We start from the raw sequence: 16,659 nt of genomic DNA on the forward strand, positions 1-16,659 counted from the left end.
GGGAGAGGAGGTTTCTGTTTGTTGGTTAACAACGTCGGCGCGAGGATGCACTAAACTCAATTCTTGGTGAAGACGGCGAATTGGAAGGCTTGGGGGCAGCGCGTATTCGCGCTCGCCTCGGTGTTCGCCGTCGTCTTCGGCCTCGCTCCGCACAACGCGGCAGACCGCAAAGGACCGAGCCTCACGCCGCCGCCCCTGTCGGAGTTGCGGTCGTTCGCGCCACTTCCACCCATCACCCCGCACGAAGTCGGCGACGTTCCGATCCTCCTCAAGCGCTTCGCGCCCTTGCGGTCGCGCGAGCCGAGCGCCAGTCCGAGCGTCGCGCGTGGCTTCACGCCTTCGCCGAGAACGCTGAGCGGCGTGTCGCAACTCGAAGGTGCTTGAAAGCCCGCCTCGATTCGTCTATCCGTCTACTCGCCCTCCTCCTCTTCTTCCGTTTACGGATTTCCTCGGAGCTGTTCGTGACCAACTCTTCTCGTAACCGAAACCCCAACGGCAATCGCAACCGCCGTAACGCCGCGCCGCCCCGCCGCATTCCATGGACGGCCCTCATGCTCCTCGCGGTCCTCATCGCGTCGATCGCGTACATCTGGCGCCCTTGGCAGCCTCGTCAACAGCAAGGCTCGACGGCCTTGTGGGAAACGACGCAAGGCGGCTTCAAGGCGATCAACCTCGGGCTCGATTTGCAAGGCGGCCTGCGCGTCGCGCTCGTCCCCGACAAGGCGAACTTCACGCGTGACGACCTGGAGAAGATCAAGACGGTCGTGGAGAACCGCATCAACGCCCTCGGCGTCGCCGAGCCCGTCGTGCAGATTCAAGGCAGCGAGCGCGTCATCGTGGAGCTTCCCGGCCTTTCGACCGAGCAGCAGGAAAACGCTCGCAAGGTCATCGGTCAGACGGCCGTGCTGGAGTTCCGCATGGTGAAGGACGGCGCGCAACCCAAAACGGACGTCGCGCAAACCGATCCGAACTCGCAAGGCTTCTCGCTGTCCGATCTCGGTCCCGTAGAAGCCACGGGTGAGATCGTCGCGAGCGCCGCGCCCGCCACCGATCCCAACTCGGGCCGTTGGGTCGTGACCTTCCAGACGACGAGCAAGGGCGCCAACCAACTGCTCACGTTCACTCGCAAGAACGTCGGCAAGCTCATGGCGATCGTCCTCGACAACAAGATCCAGAGCGTCGCGACGATTCAAGAGCAGTTGTCCACCAACGTTCAGATCACCGGTAACTTCACGTCGCAGGACGCGACGAACCTCGCGCTCGTCTTGCGTTCGGGCTCGCTGCCCGTGCCGATCACCATCGCCGAGCAACGTGAAATCGGCCCCACGCTGGGCGCGGACGCCATTCGGAGCGGCACGATCGCCGCGATCATCGGCATCGTCCTCGTGTTCGCGTTGCTGTTCTTCTACTACGGCTTCTGGTTCGGCCTCGTCGGCGCGCTCGGCCTGCTGTTCTCGGCGATCGTGATTCTCGGCATGCTCGGAGGTCTCGGCGCGGTCCTCACGCTGCCCGGCATCGCGGGTCTCATCCTCACGATCGGCGCGGCCGTGGACGGCAACGTCATTTCCTTCGAGCGCATCAAGGAAGAGCTTCGCCGCGGCAAGGGCATCAAGGGAGCCGTCCAGGCGGGCTACGGTCACTCGTTCTGGACGATCTTCGACGTGAACCTCTCGCACCTTTTGGTCGCGCTCGCGCTGTACAACTACTCGACGGGGCCGGTGCGCGGTTTCGCGGTCATCCTCGCGATCGGGGTCGTCGCGTCGACCTTCTCGAACCTCGTGTTCGCGAAGTGGCTGATGGAAGTCTTCTCGAGGCGCCGCGAACTCAAGGCGCCGATGTGGTTCGCGACGCCGAACTTCAACTTCTTGAAGATCGCCCCCATCGTCACGACCGCCTCGATCCTCCTCGCGGTCGCCGGGTGCGGCGTGATGCTCGCCAAGGGCTTCCAATTCGGCGTGGACTTCACGTCGGGCACGGCGTTCACGCTTCGCACGAACGCCGGGGTGAGCGTCGAACAGGTGCGCGCGAAGATCGGCGAGGCGGCCATTCAAGGCGTCGCGCCCGCCAGCGCGACCATTCAAGCGTCGGTCAATCCGGCGGTGCCCGGGACGTCCTTCATCGTGAAGGTGCCGCAAGTCAACGACGCGCAACGCGAAAATCTCCGCTCGCAATTCCAAGAGTTGCCGGGCGGCCAAATTCAAGCGGTCGACACGGTCGGGGCGTCGGTCGGAGAGGAACTGCGCGACCAGACGATTCGAGCGGTGCTGCTCGGCCTCGCGCTCATCTTGATCTACGTGACGTTTCGCTTCGACCTCGCGTTCGGCCTCGGCTCGGTCGTGGCGGTCGCGCACGACGTCGCGATCGTCATGGGTCTGTACGCGCTGCTGAACCTCGAGTTCAACATCAACACGGTCGCGGCGGTCTTGACCCTCATCGGTTACAGCCTCAACGACTCGATTATCGTCTCCGACCGCATTCGCGAGAACTTGCGTCTCATGCGCGGACGTCCGTACGCGGAAATCGTGAACATCTCCATCAACCAGACGCTGTCGCGCACGATCATGACGAGCGTCGCGACGATGCTGCCGCTCGTGTCGCTGTTGATCATCGGCGGTCCGGTGCTGCGCGACTTCAGCCTCGCGCTTCTCGTCGGCATCTTGGTGGGAACGTACTCCAGCATCTACATCGTGGCGCCGATGGTGGTGTATTACGAAAATTGGCGCGCCAACCGCCGCGCGGCCGCCAAGCCGACCGCCAAGGCGTAATCGCTCTACGTTTGTGCAACGAGAAGGCCCCCGTGAAGGGGGCCTTCTCGTTGGTCACGCGCCGCGCTTCCAGCGGCCCTTGTTCTTGTACCCGACCTTGTTGCCGGGCGTCACGACGCGCGCTTTGACGTCTTCGGAATCCCAGCGCAGCATCAAGGCGAGGCGTTGGCGCGACACGATGTGATGAGGATGCTTCGGAACGAAGGCCGTGACGACGTCGAAGCCCCGCCCGTCACGGTGCAACTCCACGACGACGTGCAACGGCAACTTGAAGCCGTGCGCCTCGAAGTAACCGGAGACGAGCATGCGGCGATCCTCGGGATACACCGCGCGCACGCGACCGAAATTCAGGACCATGACGATGTCGTGCTCCAAAAAGCCTTCCGCCCGCGCGTGCCCGATCGCGTGCGGCTTGATGACGTAATCGCCGTCGAACACGGCGTCCTTGAGACGACGGTGCGCGGAGGCGAGCGCGAAATCCGACGTGTCCACGCCCTGAAGGTCGGCGGTACGCTGCGGCTTCACGGGCTTTTGCGGCGCCTTTGGGGCGGGTGGAGGCGGGAGCTTGCGGCGCTGTTTCTCGTCTCGTTCGATTTCGGCGCGCAGCGTCAGCAGGGTCGGATCGTCGCGAAGGGGCATGGCGGTCTCCAAAAAGAAAAGCGCTCCGCAAACACGTTTGTGCTTGAGGAGTGAGAAGGAGGCACCCTGTTCAGGGCATACGAACATTGTAACGCGAAACGCGGCGAGCAGTGCGAGGCAACGAACACTTGTGCTCGGCGCCCGCCTCCTTACACTGAAGGCAAGCTCGGCGACTCGGCGGCGAACCCTCTCGCGCTTTCTTCGACTCGACAGCGCACCACAGGAGGCTTTCATGATTCGGCCCATGCAGTCCACGGACACGCCCGACGTCCTCGCCCTGCTCGAATGGATGGACGCTCAACCCGAGCGTGAAGTGCTGGCGCCCGAAGCGAGAACGCCGCACGACCTGAGGTTGGAGAGCGAGGACAAAGTTTGCTTCGTGGACGTTGACGAGTTCGACGGCGTACGGACGTACTGCGCCCTGAGCGGCTTCGAGGCGGACCACCTGCTCGAAGGGCCGCTCGGCACCGGCCCGCTGGCGCCCGCCCTCAAGCGAGTGTTGAGCGCCGCGAAGGGCAGCGTGTACGCTTTTTGCGCTCGCGACAACATCGTCGTGCGCGACGCGCTGGAGGACGCGCGCTTTCATCCGATGCACACCACCGACTTCTACGAACTGAGACGCGACCAGGCAGGACCCTCGCCCGCTGCGCCCGGCGACTTGAGGATCGCGCCACGCGTGGACTTCGAAACGTACCGCGCGCTCTACCGATTCAGCGAAGACAAGTGGAGTTCGCGGCTGGAGTGGACGTACACGAACTTCGAGGCGCACGCGCGGCGCGACGACGTCCGCATGCTCGTCTTGATGCGCGGGCGAAGCGCCGTCGGCTTCGCGGAACTGGAGATCGGCGAGACGGCCAACCTCACGTACCTCGCCGTTCATCCCGCCGAACGCGGACACGGCTACGGCCGCGTGTTGCTGGACGCGGCGATTCGCGAGGCGTTCTCTCACGCGGAAGTGCGGGCCCTTCGGGCGCGCGCCCATGACCACGAGTCGGCGGCGAAGAAGTTGTACACGCGCCGTGGCCTCTCGTGGCGCCGCAGCGTCGTCACGTACCTTCGTGACGAGACCGCCTGACCTTACCGAAGTCGTGCGGCCGGATCGACGATCGCCCGCACGTCTCCTTCGACGCGGCCCGTCAAGACGACGCCGCTCGGGGTGACGCGCAAGCTTCTCACGTCGACTTCGCGCACCTGCCCTGTCAATGTGACGTTCGGAACGGGCGAAAAGGGCAACTTGGAGCGCACGGTCGCCAAGAGGCGCGCGGCGTCCTTCGTGGTGTCGTAGAGAGCGTTTCGAATCAGGAAGTCCTGCACGCGGCGATCCGCGAGCCATCCGAGAACGCGGGCGGTGAGGCCCGTGGGCCTGGTGCGCACGGTGACGTTCGTGAAGCTCAGCGCGCCCGTCTTCGCGTCCAGCACGGGCCGACCGGTGACGTCGAGCGTGGCGTTCACTCGAAGGCCGAGGGCGCGCACGGTGACGTCCGTGGCGGCGTTGAGCAAGTCTCCTCTTGGCGTGACCGTCACCTTGTGAACTCGAACGGTCGGCTTGAGAGGCACGGCGAGCGGGTACCCCTGCCGAGCGGCGAACGCGGTCATGGCGTTCGATAGAACCGCGTACGGCACTTGAATCGGCACTTCGAGTTGCACGCCCGTCCGGTCGACTTCGCGAATGACGAGGTCGGGCAGCAAGGGCACGGCGACCGCGCCGGGCGCGTTGCCACCGATCCACGCGCTGGCGTCGAAGTCCGCTTGAACGTTCATGGTGAGCGCGTCGTTCGTCGTCTTGATGGGCGTCGCGGCGAGTTTCTCCACCGTGACCTTCGCGAAGGCGGGCTCCGGGGCCGGAAGCTTCCAAGGTTGATGCAGCGCTTGCCACGCGGTACTCGCCCGCGTTCGCAAGTCGGCAGCGCGGGCGATTTCCGTCTCCAAGCGGCGCGCGAGAACATCGAGTTGGGTTCGTACGACGCCTTCGACGAGCGTCGTGACGGGCACGCGAACGCCGGGCGCGAGCTCGAAGCTCAGCGGGTCCGTCCAAGCGAGGTCCGTGGCGGCCCGAACGGTGACCGTGTAGTCGGAGTGAAGCTCGGGCGTGAGGCGTACGGAGACGCTGGCCTCGCCACCGAACTTGCGGGTGACGCCGTACGTCGCCTCCAAGTTCACGCGCACGGGCAACGTCATCACGAGACTGCCCTCCTGGCCGCTCACCCGCACATGCGACGTGCGCGTGACTTGCCCCGAGAAGCGCACGGTGCCGAGCACTCCGCCCGCGACGGCTTGCGACACGTCCATCGGCGCCAGAACCACGGGCACGTTCTCGTTCACGACCGTCTGCAAGCGGGCGTACGAGACGCTAACCGGCACGCTGAGGTGCGACGTCGCGGCCAACGAGGAAGAAGCGAGCGCGAACATCGAGGCGACGGCGAGAAGAGGGCGTCTCATGGACCTTCTTCGTAGCGTACGCGAGCTGATCTCATGTGAGACGCGCCCTCCTTCCCTCTGTCAGAGAGGCGCGGAGGGCGCGGAAAGGCGACTTGTCAGTCGTGGGACGTCGCGAACTGCGCCGCCTCGGTGCTGCCCTTCATGGCGGTCGTGGAGCTCTTGCCGCCCGACACGGCGAGGCTGACGGCGTCGAAGTAGCCGGTGCCGACCTCGCGCTGGTGTTTGACGGCCGTGAAACCGCGCTCGACGCTGGCGAACTCGCGCTCTTGCAGCTCGACGAAGGCGCTCATGTGCCGCCGCGCGTAGCCGTACGCGAGGTCGAACATGGAGTGATTGAGCGAGTGGAAGCCGGCGAGGGTGATGAACTGGAACTTGTAGCCCATCGCGCCGAGTTCGCGTTGGAACTTGGCGATCGTCGCGTCGTCGAGATTGCGTTTCCAGTTGAAGCTCGGCGAGCAGTTGTACGCCAAGAGCTTGCCGGGAAAGCGAGCGTGAATGGCCTCCGCGAAGCGCCTCGCCTCGTGCAGATCGGGTCTGCTCGTCTCGCACCAGACGAGGTCGGCGTAAGGCGCGTAGGCGAGGCCGCGCGCGATCGCTTGATCGAGGCCCGCCTTGACACGGTAAAAGCCTTCCGGGGTACGCTCGCCGCGAACGATGAAGGCGTGGTCGCGCTCGTCCACGTCGGACGTGAGCAGATCAGCGGCGTCCGCGTCCGTTCGGGCCACGAGAAGGGTCGGCACGCCCTGCACGTCCGCCGCGAGCCGCGCGGCGCCCAAGGTGCGAATGAACTGCGAAGTCGGAACGAGCACCTTGCCGCCGAGGTGGCCGCACTTCTTCTCGCTCGCCAGTTGGTCTTCGAAGTGCACGCCCGCCGCGCCCGCCTCGATCATCGCCTTCATGAGCTCGAAAGCGTTGAGGGGACCGCCGAAGCCCGCTTCGGCGTCCGCGACGATTGGCGCGAAGAAGTCGGTGCTTTCGTCTCCCTCCAGATGCGCGATCTGATCGGCGCGTCGCAGCGTGTGATTGATGCGCCGCACGACGTCGGGCACGCTCGACGCGGGGTAGAGACTCTGGTCGGGGTACATCTGCCCGGCGTTGTTCGCGTCCGCCGCGACTTGCCAGCCGCTGAGGTAGATCGCTTTGAGGCCCGCCTTGACTTGCTGCAAGGCTTGGTTGCCGGTGAGGGCGCCCAGGGCGTTCACGAACGGCTCCTCGTGCAGCAGCGTCCAGAGCTTCTCGGCGCCCCGCCGAGCGAGGGTGTGCTCGACGCGCACGCTTCCAGCGAGCTTCACGACGTCGACGGCAGTGTAGTCGCGCCGAACTGCGCTCCAACGCGGATCGGTCTGCCAAGCGAGTTCCAAGGCGCGGGCTTCTTGCGTGAGGTGGTTCGTCATGCTGCGTCTCCTTGGCCTGTTCAATCGGCCGCGCTGGGTTGCTGAGCCGGCTTGTCGTGAAGTCGGTTGAGGCGCTCGTAGGCGGCGAGCGTCAGGAATTCCGGGAAGGTCGGAGCGGACACGAGGTCGCGCAGGACTTCGCTCGCCTCGTCGACGAGGTCGGGCGTGAGCGTCTCGTGTTCGCGCAGCTTTCCGGCTTCCTCGTCGATGAGGTCGAGGACGTACGTCAAGCTGATCTTGCGGCCGTCGTCCGTGCTGGCGTGGTGTCGAATCCACTGCCACAGTTGCGCGCGTGAAATCTCGGCGGTCGCTGCGTCCTCCATGAGGCGGTCGATCGGCACGGCTCCCCGACCGCCGAGCCACGCGGCGAGGTAGTGCAGGGCGACGCGCACGTTCGACCGCACGCCCTTGGCGGTGACGTAGCCGTCGGGGACGCGCAGCAACTCGTCACGCTCGGGCTTGAGGTGGTTGCGGCGGTGGAGTTGGTTCGGGGTGGGCATGAGACGGTCGAAGACGTCGCGGGCCACGGGCACGAGGGCGGGATGCGCGACCCACGTGCCGTCGTGGCCGTCGTTCGCTTCGCGTTCCTTGTCGTCCCGAACTCGCCTCAACGCGAGTTCGTTCGCCTCCTCGTCGTTCTTCACGGGAATAAAGGCGCTCATGCCGCCCATCGCGTGCGCGCCCCGCCGATGGCAGGTGTCGATCACGAGACGCGCGTAGGCGCGCATCATCGTGTCGGTCATCGTGACGAGGCCCCGGTCGGGCAGGCAGTACGAGCCGTGCGCGCGGAACTTCTTGGCCACGCTGAAGATGTAGTCCCAGCGACCGCAGTTCAAACCCGCCGAGTGCTCGCGCAACTCGAAGAGGATCTCGTCGGTCTCGAAGGTCGCCAGGACCGACTCGATCAGGACCGTCGCCTTGATCGTGCCGCGCGGAAGACCCAAGCGACGCTGCGCGTACAAGAAGACGTCGTTCCACCAGCGGGCCTCGCGGTGGCTTTCGAGCTTGGGAAGGTAGAAGTACGGGCCGTGGCCGCGCGAAACGAGCTCGTGCGCGTTGTGCCAGAAGAACAAGCCGAAATCGAACAAGCTCGCCGACATCGGGCGGCCGCCGTACAAGGCGTGGGCTTCCTCCAAGTGCAGGCCGCGCGGACGGACGAAGAGGGTGGCGACGCGCGCGCCGAGCTCGTACGTCTTGCCGTTCGCCTCGAAGGTGATGATGCGTCGGACGGCGTCCATCAAGTTTTCCTGCCCCGCCACGAGGTTCGTCCACGTGGGGCTGGTGGCGTCCTCGAAATCCGCCATGAAGACGTTCGCGCCGCTCGACAGTCCGTTGATGATCATCTTGCGGTCAACAGGCCCCGTGATTTCCACACGGCGATCGAGCAGTTCCGCCGGAACGGGAGAGATCGTCCATTCACCTTCGCGGACGTCACGCGTGTCGGGCAGGAAGTTCGGTCGTTCGCCCGCGTCGAGTCGAGCTTGCCGCTCCTCGCGCGCCTCCAGCAGCCCGCGGCGCCGACTGCCGAACACCGACTCGAGCTCCTCCAGGAACTTCAAAGCTGCGTCCGTGAGCACCCGCCGTGAACCGTCGATCGCCCGGTTCGTTACCGTCAACCTCGTCATGTCACACCTCCTGTGCTCGGTATGGTGCCACGTCGCTCGCGAGCAACGACCTGGTGTGAAGGGGCGTCGCCGCGACCGTCGCATGAGGCAGGTACACCGGCAGGTGGTGTACTTTGGCGCGCCTCGTACACCACCTGGCGCCGAAAGTTCAGGGTTCGCGGGCCGAGAGGCGCCGCAGGGCGTCGGAGGCACGGAAGTCACGCAAGTGGCACGGCACGCCGAGTTCCTGCAAGGTGCGCTCGGCGATGTTTTCGCCGAGGTCTTCGAGCGAGCGCCCCGCTTCTCGCAGGACGCCGTCTCGAAACGGGGCGAGCAGGACATCGTTGAGCGCGTCGAGGAGCCAGCGCAGCGTCTCGGCGGGCGCCGCTCCATCGGCGAGTAGCGCCCGCGACTCCAAGGCGAGCAGCGTCGCCCACACCGCCGGGTCGGGCGGGCCGTCGGCGGCGACGCGCCGCAGCAGGGCATGAGCGCGGTTCACGTCGCTCAGCGCTCCTTGCACCTGCCCGGCTCGCAAGCGCACCTCGGCGCGGGCGGCGCGCGCCTGCACCTCCGCGTACGGGTGATCGGCGAGGACGAGGGCCTCGTCGACGCTCTCGGCGGCGAGATACACGTCGGGCTCGGCGAGGGCGCGGCTGAGGTGCGCGTCGAAGCGCAAGATGCGCTCGCGGTCCGCCGAGGCGGCCGGAGTGGACAGGACCTCGTCGAAGAGGCGTCGCGCGATCTTCAAATCGGCGTTGTCGGCCGTCGCGCCCGGCAGAGGTGGCAGGTACGGCAAGCGCAGTCCTCGCGTGAGGTACGCGAGAGCGACGCGGTAGCGCGTGCGGCGCGTGCGGTACGCGGCTTCCGCCAAGCGGTCCGTCGGTCGGTCGAGCCACGCGAGAGCCTCGCTGGCGACGCGCAAGCCCTCGTCGGGCTGCCCGAGGGCGAGGTGCACGGGCACGCTCTCGCTGAGGACACGCGCCGTCAAAACCGCGTCCGCGTCTCGCAGCAAGGCGAGCGAGGCGTGAAGGCGTTCGTGCGCTTGCGTCACGCGTCCGAGTCGTCTCAGGGCGGTCGCGAGGCGAGCGCCGACGCGGGCGCACTCCTCGGGAGGGGCGTCCTCGCGCATCAGGACGTCGAGCGCTTCGGTGAGGGCGCGTTCGGCCGCGACGGCTTGGCCGAGCCGCAATCGAAGGTCTCCCTCCTGATAGCGGGCGCGGGCGCGCAACAAGGGATCGGACGCCGTGACGACCGTGAGGTCACGAAGGGCGTCGTCCCATCGCCCCCCGTCCTTCGCCACGAGCCCGCGCCAAAGGTGCGCGCGACCGAGTTGCGCGCCGGACGCGGCCGACAAGGCGTCCTCGCAAGCCGCCGCCGCGCCGCTCGCGTCTCCGCGCCAACGAGCGAGAGCGGCGCGCACGAGGGCGGCGTCCGCTTGAAGCTCGCCCGACGTCACGTCGCTCGAGAGCACCGTTCGCACGTCCGCCGTGCCGAGTTGCGCGGCGGCGGCATCGAACGCTCCTCGGTCGACGGCGCTCTCGGCGAGTTTCAGGCGGGCCCAAGCGCGCGTCTCGACGTCTTGCGATTCCAGGAGAACGCGGAGCGCCTCGTGCGCGTCGGGATGATCGTAGCGGCCCAAGGCGACGTACCCGCCCACGACGGCTCGCGCGAGGCGCTCTACATCGGCACTCTCGGCCGCTCCCCGAACGCTCGTCCACACGCCCGCCACGAGGTCCGCGCGCCCTTCGTGCTCGCTCATGAAGGCGGCGACGTCACTCCAAGCCTGCGCTCCTATGAGGTGACGCAGCCGCTGCCCGCTCGCCGAGGCGTGCCCCTCGCGCTCCAGACGAGCGTACACGCAGGCCGCGCGAGCGTGGGCCGCGCGTACCTCTGCCGCGTCCAGGAAGTCGGCGACGGCGGGCAGGAGTTCGCGTGAGACGGGACGCGGCTCGTCGACGCTTACTTCCTGCAGCAAGGCCCTGGCGTGCGGCGGCAGACGGCCGATCGGCGCGTCGAGCGCGCCTTCGAGGACGTCACGCCGAACGCTCGTCTCCCCTTCCCCCAACGTCGCCGCCAGGGCCGTCAGCAAGGCCCGCACGTCGGAGTCGGCGAGGATACGCCTCACGGCGACGTCGTCCGTGGAGCCTTGCAGACCGTGAACGGCGGCGAGCAGCGCGAGGCGATCGAGGTTGCGTCCCGCCGCCCGAACGACATCGTCGGCTTCGCGGGGACCGAGCGCCGTTCGTTCGAGCAGAAAGCGGCGCGCCTCAGCCGCCTGCGGCGTCTTGAGGGCGACGACGTCGCACCTCACGTTCGTCGGGACGTCCGCCGGGTCCTCCAAAGCCAACAGCAGCGAGACGTCATCTGCAACGTTCGCGAAAAGATGGCGCCCGACCCACGCTCCGAGCGAGGTCGCCGAGCCGTTCGAGTCGCGAGGAGGCGTTCCTTGCAAGACGCCCGAAGTGACGCGCAGAAGCACCACGCCGCGGAAATTCGCTCGGACTTCCCGAGCGGCGGCGGCTTGCAGTTCGGCTTGGACGCTGAACGGCAAGCCGGGATGCAGTCGCTGCAGCGACGTGCCGCCGAGGGCGAGCAGGGCGGGCGCGACCTCGGCGCTCAGGAGGAGGCGCGTGACGGTCGGTGCGCCGCGAACGCGCGCGAGGTCGCGTTGAATCGTTTCGAGCAGCAACGTCTTGCCCGTTCCCGGCTTGCCGGTCACGACCAGCCGAGCCGTGCGTCCGGCACGCAAAGCGGCCATGAATTGACGGTACGCGCGCCGCTTTTCCCGGCCCAGCAGTGAAAGCTCGCTCGGCGGATCGTGTTCGGACGGCGCGGACGGTTCGGGCAGGCCCTCTTCACGGTAAAGGACGCGGATCACGTCGAACAGGACTTTGCGGTCACGGTCGGATCCGACGCCTCGGTAGACGAGGTTTCGCACGGCGTGCGGATTGGCGCCGCGCTCGCTCATGGCGCGTTCGAGGAAGCGCAAGCTCGCGGTGCCGCGCGCTCTCAGTGGGTCGAGCAACTCCAGCCAGTTCGGGCGATGCACGCCTCGTTATACCTTCTTCGTTCCTTCTTGACGTGTTCGAGCGGCGCTTTGTCGCAATCCTGACAACATATCCTTCAAAGTTCGAAATAATCTAGGCATGAAGTTTCAGGAACGATCGGCATGACTCAGCAAGACTCTCCGCGCGCCGAGTTGCTGAGCTCGCTCTTGGAGTTGGAACTCGGCATCGTCTGGCTCGCTCACGAGCGCATGCGTGATCTGCTCGCGCCTCACAAGCTCGCCCCACCGCACCACATGATCCTCGAAGTGCTCGTCGGCAAGCACCCCACCCTGACCCGCACGAGCGACACGGCCCTCAGCATGAGCGACCTCGCGCTCGGCCTCGACATCGCGCCCGCCAGCCTCACGGCAATGGTCGACAAGCTGGAACAACTCGGCTTTGCCAAACGCCAGCCCGACACCTCGGATCGGCGCGTCATGCGGGTCATGGCGACGCCCGAGGGGCAGCACGCCGTCGATACCATCGCCGAGGGTTGGCGGCAGATGCACGCGAGCGCTTACGCACAGTTCGACGAGGAGGAACTCGCTCGGCACCTCGGCGCGTTGCGGCGCCTGTACGCACACTACGCCGCCAACGGCCATACGCGTGATGGGACGCCGTGATGCGCGGGCTGATTCGTTTCTCGCTGCAAAACCGCGCGATCCTGATCCTCGCCAGCTTGCTGCTCGTGATCGCCGGGATGCTGACTGCTCGGTCCTTACGGCAAGAACTCTTGCCGAACATCGACTTTCCCGTCGTGACCGTCATCACGCCCTACCCGCTCGCGAGCCCGGAAGTCGTCGAGGCGCAAGTCACGCGGCCCATCGAGAACGTCTTGTCGAACCTCGAGGGGCTCGACTCGTACACCTCGACTTCGAGCGACAACGTCAGCGTCGTCGTGCTGCAGTTCGACTTCGGCACCGACCTTCGGCGCGCGGAAGCCGACGCGCAGACCGCCGTCAACCGCGTTCGCGCTTCGCTGCCCTCGGGAGTCGGCGAGTCCACGGCGAGCGCCATCCGCTTCGGAGACGCGCCGGTGCTGCAACTCGCCGTGACGGGCGACAACCTCGACCTCGCGAACGTGCGGCGACGCGCCGACGAGACGCTCGTGCCGCAACTCGAACGCGTCGCGGGCGTGTCCCGTATCGACCTCACGGGCGCGTCCGATCCCGAAGTGCGCGTCACCCTCAAGCAGGACAAACTGCGCGAGTACAATCTGACCTTCGACGGCGTGGCGCAAGCACTGCAAGCCGCGCCCCTCTCGCTACCGATCGGTCAGGTGCGGCAAGGCAGCGTGAACGTCCCGATCCGCAGCGAGGCGGCGGCTCGAAGTGTCGCGGACCTCGCGGGCATCGTCGTCGGGGCGGTTCCGGACCCAAACGCCGTCGCTCGACTCGAACGTGAAGCGCGCAGCCAAGCCGAAACGGCGGCGCGCGCGCAAGCAGAGGTCGCGCAAGCTCAGCAACAAGCCCTCTCGCAAACCGCGCGGCTCGCTCAGCAAGCGCTTCAGACGGCCGCTCAGGCGTCCGCGCGGGCGGACGCCGCCTTGCAAGCCGCCCAGCAGGCCTCGCGCCAAGCCGCTGCCGCAAGCGGTACTCAAGGGCAAAATCGGCTTCCAGGCGTCCCCGAAGCATCCGCTTCGGGCGCTTCGAGCAGTGCGAGCAGTGCTGCCTCAGGCGCTCCGGACTTAGCAGCCTCGGGCGGAACCGTGGGGATACCAACGGCGCCGAGCCCGAATACGAGTCTGCCTGGCACTTCAGGCGCTTCCCCCACGATCCCACGCTCCCCGGAGGGTACCACCGCCCCTAGCATTGGCGCTTCCAGCTTCGCCGCGCCGTTCACGCGTGCCACTTCAGCCGAAGGCGGCAGCGTACCCCTGCGACCCGTGCTGCTCTCGGAAGTCGCCGAGATCGGCTTGCGCGCGCAGGACGCGTCCAGCCTCAGCCGCTTCGACGGCCGAGCGGCGCTCGGCCTGGCGGTGTACAAGGCGCAGACGGCCAATACCTTGCAAGTCACGGAGGCCGTCCGTGGCGCGCTCGGTGACGCCGAGCGCGCCAGTCGTCTGCGGGTAGACGTCATCAGCGATCAAGGCGAACCGATACGCTCGGGCGTGGAGGGTCTGCTGAAAGAAGGCGGGTTCGGCGCCCTCTTCGCGGTGCTCGTCGTCTTGGTGTTCCTCGGGAACCTGCGTTCCACCATCGTCACCGCGATCGCCATTCCGACGTCGCTGCTCGTCGGTTTGATCTTCCTCGGCGCGCAGGGACTCAGCCTCAACGTCTTGACGCTCGGCGGCCTCACCATCGCCATCGGACGCTTGATCGACGACGCCATCGTCGTCGTGGAAAACATCTACCACAAGCTCGACTCGGGCCTGCCGCCGCTTCGCGCGGCGTACGAGGGCACGACGGAAGTCGCGTCGCCCATCACCTCCAGCACGGTGGCGACCGTCGCCGTGTTCCTCCCGCTCGCGTTCGTGGGCGGGATTCCAGGTGAGTTCCTGCGACCCCTCGCGCTCGCCGTCGCGTTCAGCATCCTCTCGTCGCTGCTCGTGGCGCTCACGATCGTCCCGCTCTTCTCCAGCCTCTTTCTCAAGGCCAGCAAGAAGCCGCCACGCCCCAGCCTCCTGGAACGGCTCTACGGTCCGGTCATCCGTTGGGTGACGGGGCACCGCGCCCTCACGCTGGTGAGCGCGCTCGCCCTGCTCATCATGAGCACCCTCGCCGTCCGCGGCCTTCCGACGACCTTCATCGGAGGCGGCCAGCCCAACTCGGTGCAAGTACGCGCGAGCCTACCGGCGGGGACCACGGTCGAAACGGCAGATGCCTTCGCTCGGCGCCTCGAAGGTCAGGTACGCGGCCTCGAAGGCGTGGGCAGCGTTCTCACGAGCGTCGGGCGCGCACAAGGGAACTTCGCGCTCGCGGCGAGCGGTGCGGGCGTGCCCGTGAACCTGACCGTGCTGCCATCGGAGGGCACCGACGTCGAAGCGCTGCGCGAACGCGTCGAGGCGGTGACGGCTTCGTTTCGAGAACAGCGCGTGACCGTGCAGGCAGGAGACGGGGGAGGCTTCTCGAACACGTTGCGAGTGCAAGTCGCGGCGGATTCTCTCACCGACTTGCAGCGCGCCACGGACCTCGTCTTCAAGCGAGTTCGGGACTTGCCGCAACTCGAGAACGTCCGCACGAACCTTCAAGCGTCCAAGACGGAACTTGCCCTCGAAGTGAATTCCCGCAAAGCTTACGAGCAAGGCGTCCTTCCCTTCCAAGCCACGCAGGCCGTGCAAGCCGCCCTCTCCGGGCGCGTCGTCACCAACCTCAACATCGACGACGACGACATCGGCGTGCGACTGCGCTTTCCGCCCGGCCTCTACGACACCCCTCGAGAACTGCGCGCCCTGGAGATTCGTAAGATTCAAGGCGCCGAGACTGTTCCCTTGTCGAGATTCGCCACAATTCAAGAGCGGCGCGTTCCGAGCGCTATCACCCGTGAGAACGGGCGGCGTAACGCCTCGGTAGAAGCCGATCCGGCGACCCGAGATATCGGCGCCGCGAACCGCGCCCTGCAAACTGCCCTCGCGGACCTGCAACTTCCAGCGGGCGCGTCGTGGCGTCTCGCAGGCGTGACCGAGCAGCAGAACGAAGCGTTCTCCAGTTTGCTGTTCGCGATTGTCGCCGCGGTCGGTCTCGTGTACATCGTCATGGTCGCGGCCTTCCAAAGCGTCTTGACGCCCTTGCTGCTGCTGTTCAGCATTCCGTTCGTGGCCGTCGGAGCCTTTCCGCTGATGAAGCTCACCGGCACGCCGATCGGTTTGAGCACGATGTTCGGTTTTCTGCTGCTGGTCGGAATCGTCGTCACGAACGCCATCGTGCTCATCGACTACGTGGAGCGTCTGCGCGAACGCGGCTCGGAGTTGAGCGAAGCGATGATCGAGGGCGGCAAGCGCCGCGTGCGCCCGATCATCATGACGGCCCTCACGACGATCCTCGCGCTCTCACCGCTGGCGTTGGGCGTCTCGGAGTCTGGCGCGATCGTGGGTCAGCCCTTGGCGATCACCGTGATCGGAGGGCTCGCTTCGAGCACCCTGCTCACCCTCGTGGTGATTCCCGCGCTGTATCTGACGGTCGAAGATCTCAAGCGGCGTCTCGGCATACGAACGCGCACGGAGCGACAAGAAGCCATTCTCGCCGATTGACCGTCGCTACCGGAACAGGGCGAGCAGCGAGGCTCGCCCTGTTCCCTGGTCACAACGTGACCTCTATTCCCGCGCTACCGTACGGCGTGACCAACAAGAAAGCCCGCCGAGCCTCGCCCACCCCGCTTGCCTTCGCGCGCCTCGCGGCCTTTCCCGGCACGCGCGTTCTCGCATGGGTCGTCGACGAATGCCCGTACTGCGGCGCCCGCCACTTCCATTCGACTGGCGGCGCGAAGGAAGATCCAAAAGACCGCCTCGTGGAAGTGAAGGCGCCGTGCCAAGAGGCCGGCGAATACGTGCTGGCCGAGCCACCGAAGCAACGCAAGGGGAATCGCCAAGCCAAGCGCAAGCAGGAGCGCCGCCAAGCCAAGTCGACGCCCTTGGACGATGACGACGACTGGTAACGAGATAGAGATAACAAAAAAGACGCACCGGACGGTGAAGTCCGGTGCGTCGAGCATTCTGTTGCAAGGTGGGTGAGGAAGCGCTTTAGAAAGGAGGTGATCCAACCGCACCTTCCGGTACAGTTACCTTGTTACGACTTCACCCCAGTCATCGCTCACAGCCTAGACGCCTGCCTTT

11 protein-coding genes and 1 rRNA gene are annotated in these 16,659 nt (G+C 66.4%); 6 read left to right on the forward strand and 6 right to left on the reverse strand.

Features of this window, described 5'->3' with window-relative positions; genetic code table 11:
* Positions 1-63 precede the first annotated feature (63 nt).
* Positions 64-384 carry a hypothetical protein gene (locus DES52_RS02390; RefSeq protein ID WP_110885134.1) on the forward strand — a complete coding sequence of 107 codons (321 nt, stop codon included), beginning with the start codon at positions 64-66 and terminating at the stop codon, positions 382-384.
* 77 nt (positions 385-461) lie between these two features.
* Positions 462-2,765, forward strand: coding sequence for a protein translocase subunit SecD (gene secD, locus DES52_RS02395; protein WP_245900574.1), 2,304 nt, complete (start codon positions 462-464; stop codon positions 2,763-2,765).
* 54 nt (positions 2,766-2,819) lie between these two features.
* Here secD and DES52_RS02400 read toward each other — a convergent pair whose 3' ends face one another.
* Positions 2,820-3,404, reverse strand: coding sequence for a DUF4258 domain-containing protein (locus DES52_RS02400; protein WP_110885136.1), 585 nt, complete (start codon positions 3,402-3,404; stop codon positions 2,820-2,822).
* 232 nt (positions 3,405-3,636) lie between these two features.
* On the opposite strand from DES52_RS02400, the gene DES52_RS02405 reads away from it, so the two are divergent.
* Positions 3,637-4,479 (forward strand): GNAT family N-acetyltransferase, encoded by an 843-nt coding sequence (locus DES52_RS02405; RefSeq protein WP_110885137.1) that lies wholly within the window; start codon positions 3,637-3,639, stop codon positions 4,477-4,479.
* 2 nt (positions 4,480-4,481) lie between these two features.
* Here the strand turns inward: DES52_RS02405 and DES52_RS02410 are convergent, their stop codons facing one another.
* The 4 genes from DES52_RS02410 to DES52_RS02425 form a co-directional block, all read right to left on the reverse strand.
* The gene (locus DES52_RS02410) at positions 4,482-5,843 is read right to left on the reverse strand and encodes a DUF4403 family protein (RefSeq protein WP_110885138.1); all 1,362 of its coding nucleotides are present in this window, start codon (positions 5,841-5,843) and stop codon (positions 4,482-4,484) included.
* Positions 5,844-5,938: 95 nt separating this feature from the next.
* Complete coding sequence (gene aceA, locus DES52_RS02415) at positions 5,939-7,237, reverse strand: isocitrate lyase (protein ID WP_110885139.1); 1,299 nt, start codon at positions 7,235-7,237, stop codon at positions 5,939-5,941.
* Positions 7,238-7,257: 20 nt separating this feature from the next.
* Positions 7,258-8,862: a malate synthase A gene (gene aceB / locus DES52_RS02420; RefSeq protein ID WP_110885140.1), complete on the reverse strand. Its 1,605-nt coding sequence runs from the start codon at positions 8,860-8,862 to the stop codon at positions 7,258-7,260.
* Between the two features lie 148 nt (positions 8,863-9,010).
* Positions 9,011-11,890 (reverse strand): hypothetical protein, encoded by a 2,880-nt coding sequence (locus tag DES52_RS02425; RefSeq protein WP_110885141.1) that lies wholly within the window; start codon positions 11,888-11,890, stop codon positions 9,011-9,013.
* 120 nt (positions 11,891-12,010) lie between these two features.
* Here DES52_RS02425 and DES52_RS02430 point away from each other — a divergent pair, with 120 nt between their 5' ends.
* The 3 genes from DES52_RS02430 to DES52_RS02440 are packed head-to-tail and all read left to right on the forward strand — an operon-like array spanning position 12,011 to position 16,481.
* Complete coding sequence (locus DES52_RS02430; protein ID WP_110885142.1) at positions 12,011-12,511, forward strand: MarR family winged helix-turn-helix transcriptional regulator; 501 nt, start codon at positions 12,011-12,013, stop codon at positions 12,509-12,511.
* The gene (locus DES52_RS02435) at positions 12,511-16,077 is read left to right on the forward strand and encodes an efflux RND transporter permease subunit (protein WP_110885143.1); all 3,567 of its coding nucleotides are present in this window, start codon (positions 12,511-12,513) and stop codon (positions 16,075-16,077) included. Before DES52_RS02430 ends, DES52_RS02435 begins: the two co-directional genes overlap by 1 nt.
* Entirely contained in the window at positions 16,074-16,481 is a 408-nt protein-coding gene (locus tag DES52_RS02440; RefSeq protein ID WP_245900576.1) for a hypothetical protein, read from the forward strand. The genes DES52_RS02435 and DES52_RS02440 overlap by 4 nt, the downstream gene beginning before the upstream one ends.
* Before the next feature lie 89 nt (positions 16,482-16,570).
* Here DES52_RS02440 and DES52_RS02445 read toward each other — a convergent pair.
* Positions 16,571-16,659, reverse strand: a 16S ribosomal RNA gene (locus tag DES52_RS02445); the annotation flags it as partial.

The sequence above is a fragment of the Deinococcus yavapaiensis KR-236 genome (genome assembly GCF_003217515.1).
GTDB classification, from domain to species: Bacteria; Deinococcota; Deinococci; order Deinococcales; family Deinococcaceae; genus Deinococcus_A; species Deinococcus_A yavapaiensis.

Coding starts and splice junctions, on each gene's coding strand:
- DES52_RS02400 (WP_110885136.1), bottom strand. CDS start 3,404: ATGCCCCTTCGCGACGATCCGACCCTGCTGACGCTGCGCGCCGAAATC.
- aceB (WP_110885140.1), bottom strand. CDS start 8,862: ATGACGAGGTTGACGGTAACGAACCGGGCGATCGACGGTTCACGGCGG.
- aceA (WP_110885139.1), bottom strand. CDS start 7,237: ATGACGAACCACCTCACGCAAGAAGCCCGCGCCTTGGAACTCGCTTGG.
- DES52_RS02435 (WP_110885143.1), top strand. CDS start 12,511: ATGCGCGGGCTGATTCGTTTCTCGCTGCAAAACCGCGCGATCCTGATC.
- DES52_RS02405 (WP_110885137.1), top strand. CDS start 3,637: ATGATTCGGCCCATGCAGTCCACGGACACGCCCGACGTCCTCGCCCTG.
- DES52_RS02410 (WP_110885138.1), bottom strand. CDS start 5,843: ATGAGACGCCCTCTTCTCGCCGTCGCCTCGATGTTCGCGCTCGCTTCT.
- DES52_RS02430 (WP_110885142.1), top strand. CDS start 12,011: ATGACTCAGCAAGACTCTCCGCGCGCCGAGTTGCTGAGCTCGCTCTTG.